Annotated in this window: 18 protein-coding genes; 5 read left to right on the top strand and 13 right to left on the bottom strand. The window is 68.5% G+C overall.

Annotated elements, in window-relative coordinates; all coding sequences use genetic code 11:
* Window positions 1-2: 2 nt before the first annotated feature.
* The 5 genes from pyrF to NWF24_RS33615 are packed head-to-tail and all read right to left on the bottom strand — an operon-like array spanning window position 3 to window position 3,704.
* Window positions 3-827 carry an orotidine-5'-phosphate decarboxylase gene (gene pyrF, locus NWF24_RS33635; protein ID WP_258352293.1) on the bottom strand — a complete coding sequence of 275 codons (825 nt, stop codon included), beginning with the start codon at window positions 825-827 and terminating at the stop codon, window positions 3-5.
* Window positions 828-860: 33 nt separating this feature from the next.
* Window positions 861-1,646 (bottom strand): uracil-DNA glycosylase family protein, encoded by a 786-nt coding sequence (locus NWF24_RS33630; RefSeq protein WP_258352292.1) that lies wholly within the window; start codon window positions 1,644-1,646, stop codon window positions 861-863.
* Window positions 1,643-2,185, bottom strand: a complete 543-nt coding sequence (rimI, locus tag NWF24_RS33625) for a ribosomal protein S18-alanine N-acetyltransferase (protein WP_258352291.1) — start codon at window positions 2,183-2,185, stop codon at window positions 1,643-1,645. The genes NWF24_RS33630 and rimI overlap by 4 nt, the downstream gene beginning before the upstream one ends.
* Before the next feature lie 5 nt (window positions 2,186-2,190).
* Window positions 2,191-2,901: a tRNA (adenosine(37)-N6)-threonylcarbamoyltransferase complex dimerization subunit type 1 TsaB gene (gene tsaB / locus NWF24_RS33620; protein WP_258352290.1), complete on the bottom strand. Its 711-nt coding sequence runs from the start codon at window positions 2,899-2,901 to the stop codon at window positions 2,191-2,193.
* 35 nt (window positions 2,902-2,936) lie between these two features.
* On the bottom strand, window positions 2,937-3,704 hold the full coding sequence (locus NWF24_RS33615; RefSeq protein ID WP_258352289.1) for a DeoR/GlpR family DNA-binding transcription regulator: 768 nt from the start codon (window positions 3,702-3,704) through the stop codon (window positions 2,937-2,939).
* A gap of 79 nt (window positions 3,705-3,783) precedes the next feature.
* Between NWF24_RS33615 and NWF24_RS33610 the strand changes: the two genes are divergently transcribed.
* The 3 genes from NWF24_RS33610 (at window position 3,784) to NWF24_RS33600 (ending at window position 7,558) form a co-directional block, all read left to right on the top strand.
* Window positions 3,784-4,371, top strand: a complete 588-nt coding sequence (locus tag NWF24_RS33610; protein WP_258352288.1) for a GDP-mannose pyrophosphatase — start codon at window positions 3,784-3,786, stop codon at window positions 4,369-4,371.
* 7 nt (window positions 4,372-4,378) lie between these two features.
* Window positions 4,379-5,800 carry a D-alanyl-D-alanine carboxypeptidase/D-alanyl-D-alanine endopeptidase gene (gene dacB / locus NWF24_RS33605; protein ID WP_258352287.1) on the top strand — a complete coding sequence of 474 codons (1,422 nt, stop codon included), beginning with the start codon at window positions 4,379-4,381 and terminating at the stop codon, window positions 5,798-5,800.
* Between the two features lie 156 nt (window positions 5,801-5,956).
* Entirely contained in the window at window positions 5,957-7,558 is a 1,602-nt protein-coding gene (locus NWF24_RS33600; protein WP_258352286.1) for an alpha/beta hydrolase family protein, read from the top strand.
* Here the strand turns inward: NWF24_RS33600 and NWF24_RS33595 are convergent, their stop codons facing one another.
* From NWF24_RS33595 to purE, 3 genes are read right to left on the bottom strand one after another with little or no spacing between them, the layout of a single operon-like run.
* On the bottom strand, window positions 7,559-8,560 hold the full coding sequence (locus tag NWF24_RS33595; protein WP_258352285.1) for an L-threonylcarbamoyladenylate synthase: 1,002 nt from the start codon (window positions 8,558-8,560) through the stop codon (window positions 7,559-7,561).
* A complete protein-coding gene (locus NWF24_RS33590) occupies window positions 8,557-9,756 on the bottom strand; it encodes a 5-(carboxyamino)imidazole ribonucleotide synthase (RefSeq protein ID WP_258352284.1) in 1,200 nt (399 codons plus the stop codon). Before NWF24_RS33590 ends, NWF24_RS33595 begins: the two co-directional genes overlap by 4 nt.
* A complete protein-coding gene (gene purE, locus NWF24_RS33585; protein WP_258352283.1) occupies window positions 9,753-10,313 on the bottom strand; it encodes a 5-(carboxyamino)imidazole ribonucleotide mutase in 561 nt (186 codons plus the stop codon). Before purE ends, NWF24_RS33590 begins: the two co-directional genes overlap by 4 nt.
* A 36-nt stretch (window positions 10,314-10,349) precedes the next feature.
* Here purE and NWF24_RS33580 point away from each other — a divergent pair, with 36 nt between their 5' ends.
* Together NWF24_RS33580 and NWF24_RS33575 are read left to right on the top strand one after the other, a co-directional pair.
* Entirely contained in the window at window positions 10,350-11,270 is a 921-nt protein-coding gene (locus NWF24_RS33580; RefSeq protein ID WP_258352282.1) for a tetratricopeptide repeat protein, read from the top strand.
* 108 nt (window positions 11,271-11,378) lie between these two features.
* Entirely contained in the window at window positions 11,379-11,822 is a 444-nt protein-coding gene (locus NWF24_RS33575; protein ID WP_258352281.1) for an META domain-containing protein, read from the top strand.
* A gap of 18 nt (window positions 11,823-11,840) precedes the next feature.
* Here the strand turns inward: NWF24_RS33575 and NWF24_RS33570 are convergent, their stop codons facing one another.
* From NWF24_RS33570 to NWF24_RS33550, 5 genes are all read right to left on the bottom strand, one after another.
* Window positions 11,841-13,361: a hypothetical protein gene (locus tag NWF24_RS33570; RefSeq protein WP_258352280.1), complete on the bottom strand. Its 1,521-nt coding sequence runs from the start codon at window positions 13,359-13,361 to the stop codon at window positions 11,841-11,843.
* 117 nt (window positions 13,362-13,478) lie between these two features.
* Window positions 13,479-14,384 (bottom strand): phosphoribosylaminoimidazolesuccinocarboxamide synthase, encoded by a 906-nt coding sequence (locus tag NWF24_RS33565; RefSeq protein ID WP_258352279.1) that lies wholly within the window; start codon window positions 14,382-14,384, stop codon window positions 13,479-13,481.
* Between the two features lie 99 nt (window positions 14,385-14,483).
* Entirely contained in the window at window positions 14,484-15,548 is a 1,065-nt protein-coding gene (gene fba / locus NWF24_RS33560) for a class II fructose-bisphosphate aldolase (protein ID WP_013544161.1), read from the bottom strand.
* Between the two features lie 64 nt (window positions 15,549-15,612).
* Window positions 15,613-16,542, bottom strand: a complete 930-nt coding sequence (locus NWF24_RS33555) for an alpha/beta hydrolase (protein WP_258352278.1) — start codon at window positions 16,540-16,542, stop codon at window positions 15,613-15,615.
* Between the two features lie 35 nt (window positions 16,543-16,577).
* Window positions 16,578-17,063 (bottom strand): Lrp/AsnC family transcriptional regulator, encoded by a 486-nt coding sequence (locus tag NWF24_RS33550; RefSeq protein ID WP_258352277.1) that lies wholly within the window; start codon window positions 17,061-17,063, stop codon window positions 16,578-16,580.
* Window positions 17,064-17,118 lie beyond the last annotated feature (55 nt).

The following is a 17,118-nucleotide window of genomic DNA, read 5'->3' as shown; positions in this document are numbered from 1 at the left end:
ACTCAGGGTTTGGCGGCTTCCAACGCGTCGCGCGTGGTGCGCGCGGCCTTTTTCGCCGCTTCGGCAAAGTCGTCGCCCGACGACGCATAAATGATCGCTCGCGACGAGTTCACGACGATCGGCGCATCGGCACGCCAGCCGGCGCGCACCGTGGCGACCGCATCGCCGCCCTGGGCGCCGACGCCTGGAATCAGCAGCGGCACCGTCGGCGCGAGTTCGCGCACGCGTTCGATCTCTGCCGGGTAGGTCGCGCCCACCACCAGGCCAAGCTGGCCATTCAGGTTCCACGGCCCCTGCGCCAGCCTGGCGACGTGTTCGTACAAAAAGGGCTGCCCCTCGACATCCGCCAGCCGCTGCCCCTGCAGGTCAGATCCGCCAGGGTTGCTGGTGCGGCACAGCAGGAAGGCGCCCTTGCCCTCGTGCTTGAGGTACGGCGCGACCGAGTCGAAGCCCATGAAGGGCGACAGCGTCACCGCGTCGGCGCCGTAGCGCTCGAAGGCTTCCAGGGCGTATTGCTCGGCGGTGGAGCCGATGTCGCCGCGCTTGGCGTCGAGGATCGTGGGCACGTGGGGCGCGTTGCGGCGCATGTGCTCCATCAGCTGTTCGAGCTGGGCTTCGGCGCGGTGGGCCGCGAAGTAGGCGATCTGCGGCTTGAAGGCGATGACCAGGTCGGCCGTCGCGTCGACGATGCGCGCGCAGAAGTCATAGATGCGGCTGGCGTCGCCCTTGAATTGCCCCGGAAATCTGGCTGGCTCCGGATCGAGCCCCACGCAGAGCAGGGAGCCGTTTTTTTGCTGTGCGGCGGCCAGCTTGTCGAGGAAAGTCATGGGGCCTGATTTTAGGCGGCCCGCTTTCGGCCCTCAGCTTGGAGCGGGCGTGTGCTGTTCGGCGGCCAGGCAGAGGTCGGCCCAGGCGCGGGCCTTGTCGGCGGGATTGCGCAGCAAATACGCGGGGTGGTAGGTCGCCACCACCGCCGCGCCACCGACGGAATCCAGCGGCACAACGCGGCCGCGCAGCTTGCCCAACGGGTCGCCGCTGCGCATCAGGCTTTGCGCCGCCAACGGGCCCATCGCCAGCACGATGCGGGGGGCGAGCGCCGCGGCGTGCTCGTCGAAGGCCTCGTCGATTGCGCGCGGGCTGCCGGGCTGGCCGGCGGCCACGCCGCGGTGGGTGCGCATGAGGTGCACTGGCGTCTGGCCGTCGTGCAGCTTCAGTGCGCGCAGCATGTTGTCGAGCAGGCGGCCGGCGTCGCCCTCGAAGGGCTCGCCGTGGCGGCCGTCGGCTTCGGGCGGCATGTCGGCCACGACCAGCCAGCCGCCCTGCGTGGATTCCGGTGCGCCAGCGTCGGCATAGAGACGGCAGGGCGCCTCGACCAGCACGGCAGCGCCCTGGGACAGCGGCGCAGCCGCCGGGCGGGCAGCCGGTGCGGGTGCCGCAGCAGGCCGGGCGGCCGGTGCCGGCGCGGCAACGGGTGCTTCGACCTGCACGCGTTCTTCGACCACGGCTACCTCTTCTTCGGCAACAGCAGCCGTCTCAGGCGCCGCCGCTTCCACCGCCTCGGGCACGGGCCACCAGACCTTCACGCCCATCTCGTCGAGCATCGCGCGCTGACGCGCGTCGAGCTTCAATGTCTGTACCGCACTCATCGCAAGGCTCCCCAGGCGGAGCCTGATTCGTTCAAACGCAGGCTCATGACGACGGCGTCCTCGCGCTTGCCGTCGTGCGCCGGGTAGTAGCCCTTGCGCACCCCGACGCTGCGAAAGCCCTGGCGCATGTAGATGTCGAGCGCGCGCTGGTTGCTCTGGCGCACTTCGAGCCACAGCCACTGCGCCCCCTCGGCGCGCGACCAGCCGCCCAGCGCCTCGAGCATGAGCGGCGCCCAGCCCTGGCGCTGGAAGGCCGGCGCGACGGTGATGTTCAGCAGGTGCACCTCGTCGACGCCCTTCATGGCGACGTAGTAGCCGATCAGCGTTTCGCCCAGCAGGGTGACCGGCGAGCTCGCGCCCTGTGCCACGCCGGGCGCCAGCAGGCACTGGCAGTGGTAGCCCACGGCCATGGAATCGGTGAAGTTGGCGCGCGTCCAGGGGTGGCTGTAGGCCGTCTGCTCGACCGCGCAGACGGCATCGATCCGCTCGACAGTGAGCGGTTCGAGGCGGGCTTCGACGGGCTGGAGGACGGCGCTCATGCGGGTCAGTTGGCGGCGGCTGCGGCCGCCTTGATGGCGGCGCGCTCTTCGGTGGTTTGCGCCACTTTATCTCGAACATAGAGCGGCCAGGCCTGCGCGGCCGGCACCGTGCGCCCGGCCGCGAGCAGCGCGGGGGCCAGCCGCAGCATGGCGGTAGCGGTCGGCAGCGCCTCGTGGCGGGCAGCGGCCGGGGCGAGGCGAAGGCCGTAGGCGGCAAAGGCATTGCCGGCAAGCGCCCAGCCGGTGGGCACTTCGAGGTCTTCGGGCGACAGCAGCAGGGGCTCGTCGTCGCCACCAAGCGGGCCGTTGGCCGCGAAGTCGTAGCGCGCGGCATAGATCTGGTCCATGCGGGCGTCCAGCACGGCCACCACCTGCTGCACGCCGAAGGCATGGCGCGCTTCTTCTGCCACGGCGAGCAGCGTGTCGACCGGCAGCAGCGGCACCTTGGCGCCGAAGGCCAGTCCCTGCGCCACCGAGCAGGCGGTGCGCAGCCCGGTGAACGAACCGGGGCCGCGGCCGAAGACGATGGCGTCGAGCTCGGACAGCACCAGCCCGGCGTCGCCCAGCAGTTGCTGGATCAGCGGGAGCAGCGTGGTCGAGGCTTGCGCGCCGCCCACGCCGTTGTGCGCGAGCAGCCTGTCGCCGTGCAGCACGGCCACGGACAGGTGCTCGGTGCTGGTGTCGAAGGCGAGCAGCTTGGGCAGGGCGAGGGGCATCCGCCGATTATCGAGGGGGCGGCCAATCCCCAGGGTCACGCGCCGTTATCGCTGCGCAAAATCGCCAGCCCCGCCTTGCGCAGCGGCGCCAGCGCCTTGGGCGGAGCGTCCGGCGATACCAGCAGGCTGGTGGCCGAGGTCACGGGGTTCACCACCCACGCCGACGCCGCACCGAGCTTTTCCGACGAGGCCAGCACGACCGTCTCGGCCGCCGCAGCCATCAGTGCGCGCTTGATCTCGGCCTCTTCCAGGTCACCAGTGGTCAGCCCCGCCTCGGCGTGCACGCCGGTGACGCCCATGAAATACGTGTCGGCATGGATGCGCGCAATGGCCGCCATCGCCGCCGAGCCGACCGCCACCACAGAGTGCTTGAAGAGGCGCCCGCCGATCAGCACCACCTCGATGCCGGCATGCGCCACCAGTTCGATGGCCACCGACGGGCTGTGCGTGACCACCGTAGCCTGCAGGTTCGCCGGCAGGTGGCGCGCAAGCTGCACGGCGGTGGTGCCGCCATCGATGAACACCACCTGCCCCGGCTTCACGAGGCGAGCGGCGGCGCGGCCGATGGCCACCTTTTCGTCGGGGGCCAGCTGCTGGCGCCCTGCGAAGTCGGCTTCGGCTGCCGCGACCGGCAGTGCGCCGCCATGCACGCGCAGCAGCAGGCCCTCGGCGGCCAGCTCGCGCAGGTCGCGGCGGATGGTGTCTTCCGACAGGCCCAGTTCTTCGCTGAGCGACTTCGCAACGACGTTGCCGTCGCGCCGCAGGACCGAGAGGATGTGTTGCTTGCGCTGACTGGTGAGCATCGGCCGATGGTATCGGCGCGCGCCGTTTATTGCACGTTTTTTCTTGTTTTTGCACGAATACGCTCATATGCTCGCCGCCATGACCATCCAAGACCGCGTCCGGGTGCACGAAGTCACCCTGCTTTCCGACAACTGGTACACGCTGCGCACCACCGCCTTCGACTGGCGGCGCAACGACGGCCAGTGGCAGCGCATGCACCGCGAAACCTACGACCGCGGCAACGGCGCCACCTTGCTGCCCTACAACCTCGCGCAGCGCACTGTGCTGCTGACGCGCCAGTTCCGCTACCCAGCCTTCGTCAACGGCCACGACGACCTGCTGATCGAGGCCGCGGCCGGCCTGCTCGACGACGCGGAGCCCGAGGAGCGCATCCGCGCCGAGGTCGAGGAAGAACTGGGCTACCGGCTCGGCACGGTGCAGAAGATCTTCGAGAGCTTCATGAGCCCGGGTTCCGTTACCGAGAAGCTGCACTTCTTCGTCGCGCCCTACGAGCCCTCGATGCGCATCGGCGCGGGCGGCGGGCTGCCCGAGGAGGGCGAGGACATCGAGGTGCTGGAGCTGGCCATCGACGAGGCGCTGGCCATGGTGGCCGACGGCCGCATCGCCGATGCCAAGACGGTGATGCTGCTGTATCACGCGAAGCTGCACGTGTTTGCGCCGGGATAATCGGCGGATGCCTCTTGCCTTCCGCCGCGCGGCCTGCGCACTGACTCTCTCCTTGCTGGCCTCGGCTGGCGCCTTCGCCCAGCAAGCACTCCCGACCCAGGTCGATGCCGCCCTCGCCCGCGCCAAGGTGCCGCGCGAGTCCGTGACCATGCTGGTGGCCGAGGCCGACGGCACGCGCCAGCCGCGCCTGGCCTGGCGCACGCAGGCGCCGGTGAACCCGGCGTCGATCATGAAGCTGGTCACCACCTACGCCGCGCTCGACCTGCTCGGCGCGGCCTACAACTGGACCACGCCTGTCTACGTCGAAGGTACGGTGAACAACGGCGTGCTCAACGGCAACCTGTACATCAAGGGCCAGGGCGACCCGAAACTGGTGCTGGAGCGCGTATGGCTGCTGCTGCGCCACGTGCAGGGGCTGGGCATCACCACGGTGAGCGGCGACATCGTCATCGACCGCAGCGCCTTCGAGACCACGGTCGAGGGCGACCCCGCCGCTTTCGATGGCGAACCGCTGCGGCCCTACAACGCCTCGCCCGACGCGCTGCTCGTCAACTTCAAGTCGGTCAACATGACTTTCGCGCCCGACCGCGCCGGCCAGATCGCGCGGGTGAGCTACGAGCCCCCGCTGGCGAGCGTGGCCATGCCGCCAACCGTGGCGATCGTGCCCGGCGAATGCGGCGACTGGCGCGCCGCGCTGCGCACCGACTTCAGCGACGTGAACCGCATCCGCTTCAACGGCGGCTTCCCGGCCGGCTGCGGCGAGAAGAGCTGGGCCGTGGCCTACGGCGACCCGCGCACCTACGCCATGCGCGCCATCGGCGGCATGTGGGCCGAGATGGGCGGGCGCGTCGGCGGACAGATGCGCGAGGGGCGCGTGCCGGCGGGGCTGAAGCCGGCCTTCGAGTTCGAGTCGCCGCCGCTGGCCGAGGTGATCCGCGACATCAACAAGTACAGCAACAACGTGATGGCGCAGCAGCTGTTCCTCACGATCGGGCTCACGCAGAAGAACCGCGGCACCTTCGAGGCCTCGCGCTCCGCGCTGGGCCAGTGGTGGCGCGAGCGCATCGGCACGGGCGAGGCACAGCCGGTGTTCGAGAACGGCTCCGGCCTGTCGCGTGACGAGCGCATCAGCGCCGCCGCACTCGGCAAGATGCTGCAGGTGGCATGGCGCTCGCCGGTAATGCCTGAGCTGATGTCCTCGCTACCGGCCATGGGCGTGGACGGCACGTTGAAGAAGCGCACGCTGCGCTCGGGCGGCTCGGCCCACCTGAAGACGGGCACGCTGCGCGACGCCTCCGGCGTGGCCGGCTACGTGGACGGCGCAAGCGGGCGCCGCTACGTGCTGGTGGCCATCGCCAACGGCGAGAACGCAAGCGCCGCGCGCGCGGCCTTCGACGCGCTGGTCGACTGGGCCTCGCAGGACAACTGAGGCCGACGGCTCGACAAGGCGCACGGCCATCGGCCGTGTACTGAAATCTTCTGAGGGCAAACGCCCGCTTGCGCGCGGGCATGCCCCTGCACAGAATCGGACGGTCGTTCTTTTCGGTCGTTCTTTTCCGTACAAAACCAACGCAGGAGACATGCCTTGACAAAGCCGCACCCCCACTCGTCCGTCCCTCCTTTGCGCAAGACAGCAGCCCTGACGGCGCTCGCAGGCGCAACCTTGCTGCTGCTCGCCGCCTGCGGAGGCGGTGGTGGTGGCGGGGGTATCGGCATCGGGGTGGGCGTTCCGCCGCCCGCCGTCGACAACGGCCGGGGCTCGGTGGTCACCAACCCGCCCGAGCAGACGGCGAATCTGACGGCCACCCAGTTCACCGCCAGCCTGCAGGCCAGCGACCAGGGCAAGGCGCTGCTCCAGGTGGCGGGCACGCCCAAGTGCGACATCGACCTGCGCTACCTCGAATACCGCACCATCGGCGCAAAGAGCGAGGCCACCAACGCCACCGCCGCGATCATGGTGCCCACCGGCTCCGATGTGGCCTGCGGCGGCCAGCGTCCGGTGGTGCTCTACGCGCACGGCACCACAGCCGCCAAGGCCTACAACCTGGCCAAGTGGACCGACAGCACGCAGGCGGCAGCCGGCGAGGGCCTGATGGTCGCCGCCATGTTCGCGGCACAGGGCTACATCGTGGTGGCGCCCAACTACGCGGGCTACGACAAGTCGACGCTGCCCTACCACCCGTATCTCAATGGCGACCAGCAGGGCAAGGACATGGTCGATGCGCTCACCGCCGCGCGCAAGACCTTCTCGGGTATCGGCGCGAACGACGCCGGCTCGCTGTTCATCACCGGCTACTCGCAGGGCGGCTATGTGGCAATGGCGGCGCACCGCGAGATGCAGGCCACGGGCAAGACGGTGACGGCGTCGGCGCCGCTGTCGGCACCCTCGGCCATCAGCCTGCTGACGGACTACACCTACCAGGGCTGGCCGGCGCTGGGCGCCACGCTGTTCGTGCCGCTGCTGTCGACCAGCTGGCAGCAGCAGTTCGGCAACGTCTACAGCTCCACCAGCGACGTCTATGAAGCGCAGTACGCCACCGGCATCGACACCCTGCTGCCGAGCACCTCGCCCGGCACGCTGTTCTCCAGCGGCAAGCTGCCGCAGCTGGCGCTGTTCCCGGCCAATGCCACGCCAGGGCCGGTGAGCCCCTCGCTGTCGATCTTCTACGGCGCCAACAACCTCATCAAGCAGAGCTTCCTGACGCAGGCGGCCGGCGACATCCAGGCCACGCCCTGCCCCGGCAACGCCTTGCCGGCCACGTCGGCGTCGCTCAGCACGGCCTCGCCGCTGGACTGCAAGCCGTCCACGGGCTTCCGCAAGGCGGCGCTCGCCAACGACCTGCGCAACTGGACGCCGACCCGCCCGATGCTGATGTGCGGTGGCGCCAACGACCCGACGGTGAACTTCGTGAGCACCCGCGCCACGTCAGGCTACTTCCGCGCCAAGGGCGTGCCGGCTGCCGCGCTGGCGGTGGTCGATCTGGAAGATTCGGCCGCGATCGATGCCTATTCGACGGCCCGTGCCGGCTTCGCGCAGGCCAAGGCCCTGCTGGCACAGAACACGACGGGCAGTGCATCTGACAAGGCGCAGGCGGTCACGCTGGCGTACCACGGCACGCTGGCGCCGCCGTTCTGCCTGGCCTCGGCCCGTGGCTTCTTCCAGGGCGTGCTGGCCGCTGGGGGCTGATCAGGCAGCCGACGCGCGCTGCAGCCGATCCCGCACGCCTTCCCAATCGGGCGTGTCGGGCGGCATCTCGACCCAGATCAGCTTGACGCCCTGCGCGTCGAACTCGCGCAGCACCGCGAACAGCTGCTGCGCGCTGGCCACCGCGTCGTCGGGCATGCGCCGCTGCAGCACGCGCTGCGATCGGCTGCGCACCACGGTGCGCGACCACACGGCGATGTGCGCGGCATTCGCGCCCAGCACGTCGAGGCCGGTCTGGATCGCCTTGGCGTCCATCAGCCGCACCTTGGCGTCCGGGGCGTAGTGCGCTTCCAGCGTGCCCGAGGCGCGCGGGTCGGGTGTTTCGAGCACTTCGCGGTCGCTGAGCTTCTCGCCGCAGGCAGCCTCGATCTGCGCACGCGTGATCAGGCCGGGCCGCAGCAGCACGGGGGCGCCGCGGCTGCAGTCGACGATGGTCGACTCGATGCCGACCTCGCACGCTCCGCCGTCGACCACCAGCAGCGCGTCGCCGAACTCGTCGTGCACGTGCTGCGCCGTGGTCGGGCTGACGCGGCCGAAGCGGTTGGCGCTGGGCCCCGCGAGGCCGGGCACGCCCTGCTGGGCGCAGGCTTCGAGCAGCGCCTGCGCCACGGGATGCGAAGGGCACCGCAGGCCGATAGTGTCCTGTCCGCCGGCGGCCGCCGCGCCCACGCCGGGCTGGCGCGTGACGATCAGCGTGAGCGGCCCGGGCCAGAAGGCCTGCACGAGCTTCTGCGCGAAGAGCGGCAGCGGCTGGGCGAAGCGCGACAGCGACTCGGTGCCCTTGATGCCGGCCGCCATGTGGACGATCAGCGGGTGATCGGCGGGCCGCCCCTTGGCCTTGAAGATGCCGGCCACGGCCATGTCGCTGCTCGCGTCGGCCCCCAGGCCGTAGACAGTCTCGGTCGGAAAGGCGACCAGCCCGCCCGCGCGCAGCACACGCGCGGCTTCGGCAATGGCCTCGGGGGAGCGGCCGTCGAGGATCATGCGAGATCGGCGGTGGTCACCGCCGGCAGGCCCAGCAGCAGCGCGGCCTGCGAGGCGGTGGCGCGCACGGCTTCGAGCGTGGCGCCGGTGAGCGTGAGGTGGCCCATCTTGCGGCCGCGCCGCGGGTCGATCTTTCCGTAGAGGTGCAGGTGCACGCCCGGCAGCGCGAGCACTTCGCTCCAGCGCGGCGAAACCGGCTTGTCGCCGCCCTCGGTGAACCACAGGTCGCCCAGCAGGTTGAGCATGATCGCGGGGCTGTGCTGGCGCGGCGCGGCCAGCGGCAGGCCGGCGAGCGTGCGCACCTGCAGCTCGAACTGCGACACGTCGCAGGCTTCCATCGTGTAGTGGCCGCTGTTGTGCGGGCGCGGCGCCATCTCGTTGACGACCAGCGAGCCGTCGGCCAGCGCGAAGAACTCGACGCACAACACGCCCACGTAGCCCAGGCCGTTGGCGATGCTCTTGGCCGAATTGACCGCACCCTGCGCCACCGTCTTCGGCATGTTCTGCGGATGCACCTCGGTGATGGCCAGGATGCCGTCGCGGTGCAGGTTGCGCTGCGGCGGGAAGTGCACGATCTGCCCGTCGCGGCTGCGCGCCAGGATGACCGAGCATTCGAACTCCAGCGGCAGCATCTTCTCGAGCACGCAGGGCACGCAGCCCGTGGCCTGCCAGGCATCGACCAGCTCGGCGCGCGTCTTCACGCGCTGCTGGCCCTTGCCGTCGTAGCCCAGCCGCGCGGTCTTCAGGATGCCGGGCAGCAGGCTGTCTTCAACGGCGGCGAGCTGCGCTGCGGTCTCGATGACCGCGTAGGGCGCGCAGGGCACGCCGCAGCGGGTGAAGTGGGCCTTTTCGGCGATGCGATCCTGCGCGATGGCGATAGCCGAGGCGCCGGGCGACACCGGCCGCGCGACCGCCAGGTGCTCCAGCGAAGGCGCGGGCACGTTCTCGAACTCGGTCGTCACCGCATCGGCCAGGCCGGCGAGGCGGGCCAGGCCGTCGACGTCGTCGTAGTCGGTGTGGATGTGGTGGTGGCTCACGCGGCCGGCGGGGCTGTCGGTGTCGGGGTCGAGCACCGCCGTGAAGTAGCCCATGCGCTGGGCCGCGTGGGCAAACATGCGCCCCAGCTGGCCACCGCCGAGCACGCCGAGCGTGGCGCCCGGGAGGATGGGCAGGTCACCGTTCTTGCTGCTGCTCACAGGGCACCTCCGCCTTGCGGCGAGAAAGGGGACACGGGGGGCGCCTTGCCAGCGTCGCCGGCGGCAGCCGGCGGCAGCGTCATGGCTTCGGCGGCAGCGGTCTGCGCCGTGCGGAAGGCGTCGAGCTTCGCGCGCAGCGCCGGATCGTTCACCGCCAGCATCGCCACCGCGAACAGCGCCGCATTGGCCGCGCCCGCGTTGCCGATGGCAAAAGTGGCCACCGGCACGCCCTTGGGCATCTGCACGATGCTGTAGAGCGAATCGACGCCCTGCAGGTGGCGGCTGGCCACCGGAACGCCCAGCACCGGCACCGTGGTTTTCGAGGCCAGCATGCCCGGCAGATGGGCCGCGCCGCCCGCGCCCGCGATGATCGCGGTGAGCCCGCGCCCGGCGGCGCTTTCGGCATACGCGAAGAGCGCATCGGGCATCCGGTGGGCCGAGACCACCTTTGCTTCGTGACTGATTCCGAATTGCTGGAGAATCTCGACCGCGTTGCGCATCGTCTCCCAATCGGAGTTCGAGCCCATCACTACACCGACCTGAATGGTTTCGTTCATGGTTTCAATTTTACGTTTCACCCTCAGCTGGTTCCGATGATCGACATCACTCTCGAAAATTTCCAGGCCGAACTGATCGAAGGCTCAGTGGCTACGCCGGTGCTGCTGGACATCTGGGCCGAATGGTGCGGCCCCTGCAAACAGCTGGGCCCGGTGCTCGAAAAGCTCGAAGTCGAGTACGCCGGCCGCTTCACGCTGGCCAAGCTCGACGCCGACAAGGTGCCGCAGATTTCGTCGCAGCTGTCCGAAATGTTCGGCGTGCGCAGCATCCCGTTCTGCGTGATGTTCAAGGACGGCCAGCCGGTGGACGGCTTTGTCGGCGCCATTCCGGCCGACAAGATCCGCGAATTCCTCGACAAGCACGTGCCAGGCGCCGACGAGGCCGAAGCCGCCTCGGAAGAAGCCGCCGCGCAGGAAGCGCTGGCCGAAGGCGACACCCAGGGCGCGCTCGAACGGCTGCAGCACGCCGTGGCCACCGACCCCGCCAACGACGACGCCCGCTTCGACTACATCAAGCTGCTGCTGCAGGAAGGCCGCGTCGATGACGCCAAGGTTGCCTTCGCCCCGGTGATCGCCAAGACCACGCTGGTGCGCCGCTTCGATGCGCTGCAGCGCTGGATGGATGCTATCGATTTCGCAGCACCGGTGGCAGGTGCAGCGCCTGCGATCGCCGACTTCGAAGCGAAAATCGCCGCCAACAAGCGCGACTTCGACGCCCGCTTCGCCCGCGCCCGCCTGCTGATGGCCGCACAGCGCTGGACCGACGCGATGGACGAGCTGCTCGACATCCTGATGCGCGACAAGACCTGGAGCGAAGACCTGGCGCGCAAGACCTACATCGCGATCCTCGACCTGATCGAGCCGCCAAAGGTGAAGGTGGCCGACGGGCAGATCCCGCCAGACGATCCGGTGGTGGCCACCTACCGCCGCCGCCTCAGCAGCATCGTGCTGAGCTGATCCGGAAAGCGGATCCATAAAGCGACCCTCGGGGTCGCTTTTTCGTGGCCGCCTCGAATACGATCACGCCCGATTCAACTTGTTGCAGATTGAAAAGGAAGACTGGCCATGCGCTCCTTCGCCCGCCGTATCGTGTTTCCCCTTCTTGCCACGACGGCGCTGCTGACCGCGCTGACCGGTTGCGGGAGCGGCATCAGCCTCGATGAACCGATCGAAGGGCCGGTCTGGCGCCTTGCTCAACTGGGTGACGAGCCGGTCGGGCAGAGCGAAGCACAAGTTCAGTTCGATCGCAGCAGTGGCCGCGTCAGCGGCTCGGGCGGCTGCAACCGCATCTCGGGCACCTTCACGCGCAGCGGTATCACGCTGAGGATCGGCCAACTGGCCTCGACCCGCATGGCCTGCGCGGACCCGGTGCGCGGGGCCAATGAAGCGCAGTTCATTTCCGCGCTGCAGAGCACTGCGAGCTACCGGCTGGCGGGGCCGAGCCGGCTGGCGTTGCTGGATGGTGGCGGGCGGACGGTGGCGTTGTTGAACAGCGGCGGGGGGCGCTGAGGGTCGCCGGTCTCGTGCTCATTTGGCGGCCGGCGCAGCGACGGTCAGCTCGATTTCCTCGGTAGCCAGTCCACGGTCGGAGATGGTGACTTCCACCATGCCCTTGGCGTCGGACGCCACCTTGATGCGCACCACATACTGGTTCGCTGTCGCGCTGACCAATACTTCGAAGGCTGCCGGGCCCTTGACCGACACCTGCGGCGAGACGGTCACACCGCTCACGGTGATCTCGTAGGCATCGCCCTGGCCGACCTTCGCGTCGGCGGCCGGCGAGATGCTCATGGCGCTGACGCCGCCGACGCAACTGCCGTTCCGCTCCACGGACTTGCGTTGTTCAGCAAAGCTGAGCAGGCGCATGCTCAATGGGCGGCGGGCGGCATAGAGGTCGGCCGTCTTCTCGGCCAGCTCCCGCGCCGTCTCGGCTTCAGACGTCGTTGTCTTCGGCTGCCTCCTGGCTTCCGCTTCGAGCTTGTCGTCCCGCTTTTGCTCTGTCGCCGCCAATGCAGCCGCGGTCTGTTGTTGGTTCAGCGCGGCGACCTGCGCGAGCAGTTCCTGCATGCTCGCGGTCCCCAGCGGCTTCGCCGCAGCTGTGGAAGGGGCTGGCGCGCGCGTCTGCGCAGCACCGTCGCCAGCGCCTGGTGATGAGGGAGGCGTCGTACCGGTGCCTTTGCTCTCGCTTGGCACATCGATCTTCACCGCTCTGAACTTGCCGATGATTCCCGCCGCCTGCGAAGCCATGGTGTCCGGCGGGGTGATGTCCTTGTGGGCGGCATTGATGCGGGCGGCCATACGGGCAAAAACCAGATCACCCTCGCGCATCAGGATGACGCCGCTGTTGTTCAACTGGTCGGCCAACTGCCCGCTGGAGGCCAGCGTCTTGCGGGCGCGCCATAGTGCATCCCGTGCTTCCACGCGAACTCGCGCCACGGCACGCCTGCTGTCTGGGGGATAGCGATCCGCGGCGTCAGCGACGAGCAAATCCTTGTCGAGCGCGTTGATGGCTTCCGTCAGGAGCCGACGCTCTTCCTTCATCACGGAGAAACCGACAGCGCTCATGCGCAGCGGCTCGATGTTCATCATCGCGCAGGTCAACTCGCGGATGCCTTCCACGTAGGCCTGCTCCTGGGCGGGATTGACGAACCATGTGCTGCCCGAATACGCCGCGAAACCGACCGCGCCGGCCAGGGCCAGGCGCTTCTTGTCGTGGTCGCTCGTCACGCCCGACTTCAGGCCGCTGTAGAGCGCCGCCGCCGTGACGCCGAGCAGTCCGAGCTGCGTGAGGGCGCGAACACGCGCCTGCGTCGAAAGGGAGTCGTACCACTCGCGGCGCTGGTCCTTCAGCACGCCGAGCGCGCCATGCAGGTTGCCCGCCAGCCTCTCGGCATGGGCATAGCGGACTTCCTCCCGGCCGAGCTGGCTGATGGGCCGGTCGACGCGCTCGCTGCGCTGGTAGGGATTGGTGCTGCTGCAGCCCGCAATGGCCACGGCAAGCCCTGTTGCCACACAGCGCTGCCAGCGCAGGACGTTTCTGCCTTCCATATTCCCCACCCCTCATGTCTTGGGCACACATGATGGCGGAGCGAGGACGTTCGGACATCCCCTGTTCCCGTGGCGACAAGGCGCCCGGGATGAACTACTGCTGCGAAACGGCAGGCCTCAACCCGTGAGCCGCTCCAGCGCCTCACGGTACTTGGCCGCTGTCTTCTCGATGACTTCAGCCGGCAGGCGCGGCGCCGGGGGCGTCTTGTCCCAGGGCTTGCCATTGATCTTGGTGGCTTCGAGCCAGTCGCGCACGAACTGCTTGTCGTAGCTCGGCGGGTTAGCGCCAGCGGCCAGCGCGGCCTGGTAGCCCTCGACCGGCCAGTAGCGCGAGCTGTCGGGCGTGAGCACTTCGTCCATCAGCACCAGCGTGCCGGCTTCGTCCAGGCCGAACTCGAACTTGGTGTCGGCAATGATCATTCCCTTGGTCAGGGCGATCTGCGCGGCGGTTTCGTAGATGGCGATGCTGGTTTCGCGGATCTGCTGGGCCAGCTTGGGGCCGACGATCTCGACCACGCGGTCGTAGCTGATGTTCTCGTCGTGCTCGCCGGCCGCAGCCTTGGCGGCGGGCGTGAAGATCGGGCGCGGCAGCTTGCTGGCGTTGGTCAGGCCCTCGGGCAGCGGCACGCCGCAGACCGAGCGGCTTTCCTGGTATTCCTTCCAGCCGCTGCCGGCCAGGTAGCCGCGCACCACGGCCTCGACCGGAATCGGCTTCAGGCGCTTGACCAGCATCGAGCGGCCCGTGACCTGCGGCACTTCGTCTGGCGTCACGGCGCTTTCGGGCGCATCGCCGGTCAGGTGGTTGGGGCAGATCTGGCCCAGCCGCTCGAACCACCACAGCGCCATCTGCGTGAGGATCTCGCCCTTGCCGGGAATGGGCTCGCCCATGATCACGTCGAAGGCGCTGAGCCGGTCGCTCGCGACCATCAGGATGCGGTCTTCGCCGACGGCGTAGTTGTCGCGCACCTTGCCGCGCGCAAGCAGGGGCAGGCTCTGGATGGAGGAGGTGTGGACGGTGGTCATGGGAACAGATGCTTTGGGGGGAACTGATGACGGGAAAGCGGATTGTGCGCGCAGAAAAAAGCCACCGCGAACGGTGGCCTTCGAATCGCAGGGAAGTTTTTAGACGACTTCCTGAGCCAGTTCGCCCTTGGCGTACTTGGCAGCGACCACTTGCAGCGTGTCGCCCTTGATCTTGGCGCCCTGGCCTTCGCAGCCGAATTCGATGTAGCGCTGCTTGCAGATCAGCTTTGCGGCTTCGCGCGCGGGCTTGAGCCACTCGCGGGCGTCGAACTTCTCGGGGTTCTCGGCCAGGAACTTGCGCACGGCGCCGGTCATGGCCAGGCGGATGTCGGTGTCGATGTTGATCTTGCGCACGCCGTGCTTGATGGCTTCCTGGATTTCCTTGACGGGCACGCCGTAGGTTTCCTTCATGTTGCCGCCGTACTGGCGAATGATGGCCAGCAGCTCCTGCGGCACGCTCGACGAGCCGTGCATCACCAGGTGGGTGTTGGGAATGCGGCGGTGGATTTCCTTGATGCGGTCGATCGCCAGGATGTCGCCGGTGGGCTCGCGCGTGAACTTGTAGGCGCCGTGGCTGGTGCCGATGGCGATGGCCAGCGCGTCGATCTGGGTGCGCTTGACGAAGTCGGCGGCCTGCTCGGGGTCGGTGAGCAGCTGTTCGCGCGTCATGGTGTCGTCGGTGCCGTGGCCGTCTTCCTTGTCGCCCTTCATGGTCTCGAGCGATCCGAGGCAGCCGAGCTCGCCTTCGACGGTCACGCCCAGGCGGTGGGCCATGTCCGACACCTTCTTGGTGACGTCGACGTTGTAGTCGTAGCTGGCGATGGTCTTGCCGTCGGCCTCGAGCGAGCCGTCCATCATGACCGAGCTGAAGCCCAGGTCGATGGCGCCCTTGCAGACGTCGGGGTTCTGGCCGTGGTCCTGGTGCATGACCAGCGGGATGTTCGGGTACTGCTCGATAGCGGCCTGGATCAGGTGCTTGATGAAGGCTTCGCCGGCGTATTTGCGGGCGCCTGCGCTGGCTTGCAGGATGACGGGCGCGCCGGTTTCCTTGGCGGCCTCCATCACGGCCTGGACCTGTTCGAGGTTGTTGACGTTGAAGGCCGGAATGCCGTAGCCATTGGCTGCAGCATGGTCGAGCAGTTCGCGCATCGAGACGAGTGCCATGGAAATACCTCGCGGAAATTAGGGAAAGAAGAAGGCGGAAAGACAGGAGAAAACTGCCGCAATTCTACCGAGCCCCCTTGTGGGACGGCACTGACGCCAGCCCGAGGAAATTCATGACAGGCGGCAGCACCGGTCCGCCCAGCCACTGGATGGGCTTGGCGAAAGCGCCGATCAGCGTCACGTGGCTCAGGTTGTCGAACAGCCTGACCTGCACCGGCACGCCCGCCGCGCGTAGCGCCGTGGCCATCTGCCCGGTGTTGCGGTCGGGGTAGACCAGGTCGTCTTTCGATGCAGCCATGAGCAGCGCGCGCGGCGAGGCTGGCGTGACATGCGCCAGCGGTTGCGAGTCGCCCGGCGTGTCCGGCCAGTTGAAAGCGACCTGCGCTTGCGGGTCGCCGATAGGCAGGAAGTCGTAGGGGCCGGCCAGGCCGATCCAGCCCGCGAGCTGCTTCGGGCTGGCGCCCACCTCGCCGAGCCAGCGCTCGTCGAGTGCCACCATCGCGGCGTTGTAGCCGCCCGAGCTGTGGCCCATCACGAACACCTGCTTCGGGTCGGCACCCAGCCGGGCCGCGTTATCGAGCGCCCATTTGACGGCCAGCGCGCTGTCGCGCACGAACGCCGGGTAGGTGAAGGCCGGCGACAGCCCGTAGTCGGGCACCACAACCACCGCGCCGCGCGCGGCCAGCGCCTCGCCGACGAACCTGTAGCTGGCGCGGTCGCCGGTCGTCCAGGTGCCGCCATAGAAGAACACGACCAGCGGCCGCGCACCCTGGGCCGGCCGGGTGGCCGGCAACGGCTGGTACACGTCGAGCAACTGGCGGGGCGCCTGGCCGTAGGCGATGCCGCCCTGGAACCGGTAAGTGTCGGTGGGCACCAGGCCGTTGAGCACCTTGACCGGCGAGCAGGCCGGGAGCACTGCGGCGGCGATGACGCAGAGGGCGATGAAGAAAGCGCCGCGGCGCCGGCGGAGTGACGCGAAGGTGGGAAGACTCATCGCAACAGTACGCACGCGGGCGGGCGCCGGTTTCGTCAGATCGGCAACTGCGTGGTCGACAGCACCTGCTTGAGCACGATGAAAGTCCTGATCTGCCGCACCCCCGGCAGGTACAACAGCTGTTCGGCATGCAGGTGATTGAAGCTGTCGTTGTCGCGCGTGCGCACGAGCATGAAGTAGTCGAACTCGCCCGTGACCACGTGGCATTCGAGGCAGCCCGACACCTTCTGCGCGGCCTTCTCGAAGTCGGCGAACGAGTCGGGCGTGGAGCGGTCAAGCACCACGCCGATCATCACGAGCATGCCGACGTCGAGCGCATCGGCATCGAGCAGGGCGACGATGCCCTTGATGAACCCCTCTGCCTTGAGCCGCTCGACACGGCGCAGGCAGGCGGCGGCGCTGAGATTGACCTTGGCGGCCAGCGCCACGTTCGACAGCGAGGCGTCACGCTGAAGGGCGCGCAGGATGGCGCGGTCGGTCCGATCGAGCTCCGGAGCGATACGCAATTTTGTTGTGCTCATGCCTTGTTTTTCGGCCTGAAAGTTTTTGATCTGGCCATAGTGCCTTTTTTTCTCG

Source organism: Variovorax paradoxus (genome assembly GCF_024734665.1).
Taxonomy (GTDB): domain Bacteria; phylum Pseudomonadota; class Gammaproteobacteria; order Burkholderiales; family Burkholderiaceae_C; genus Variovorax.
The sequence above is the reverse complement of the archived record's forward strand: the minus strand, read 5'-3'. Positions and strand labels throughout refer to the sequence as shown.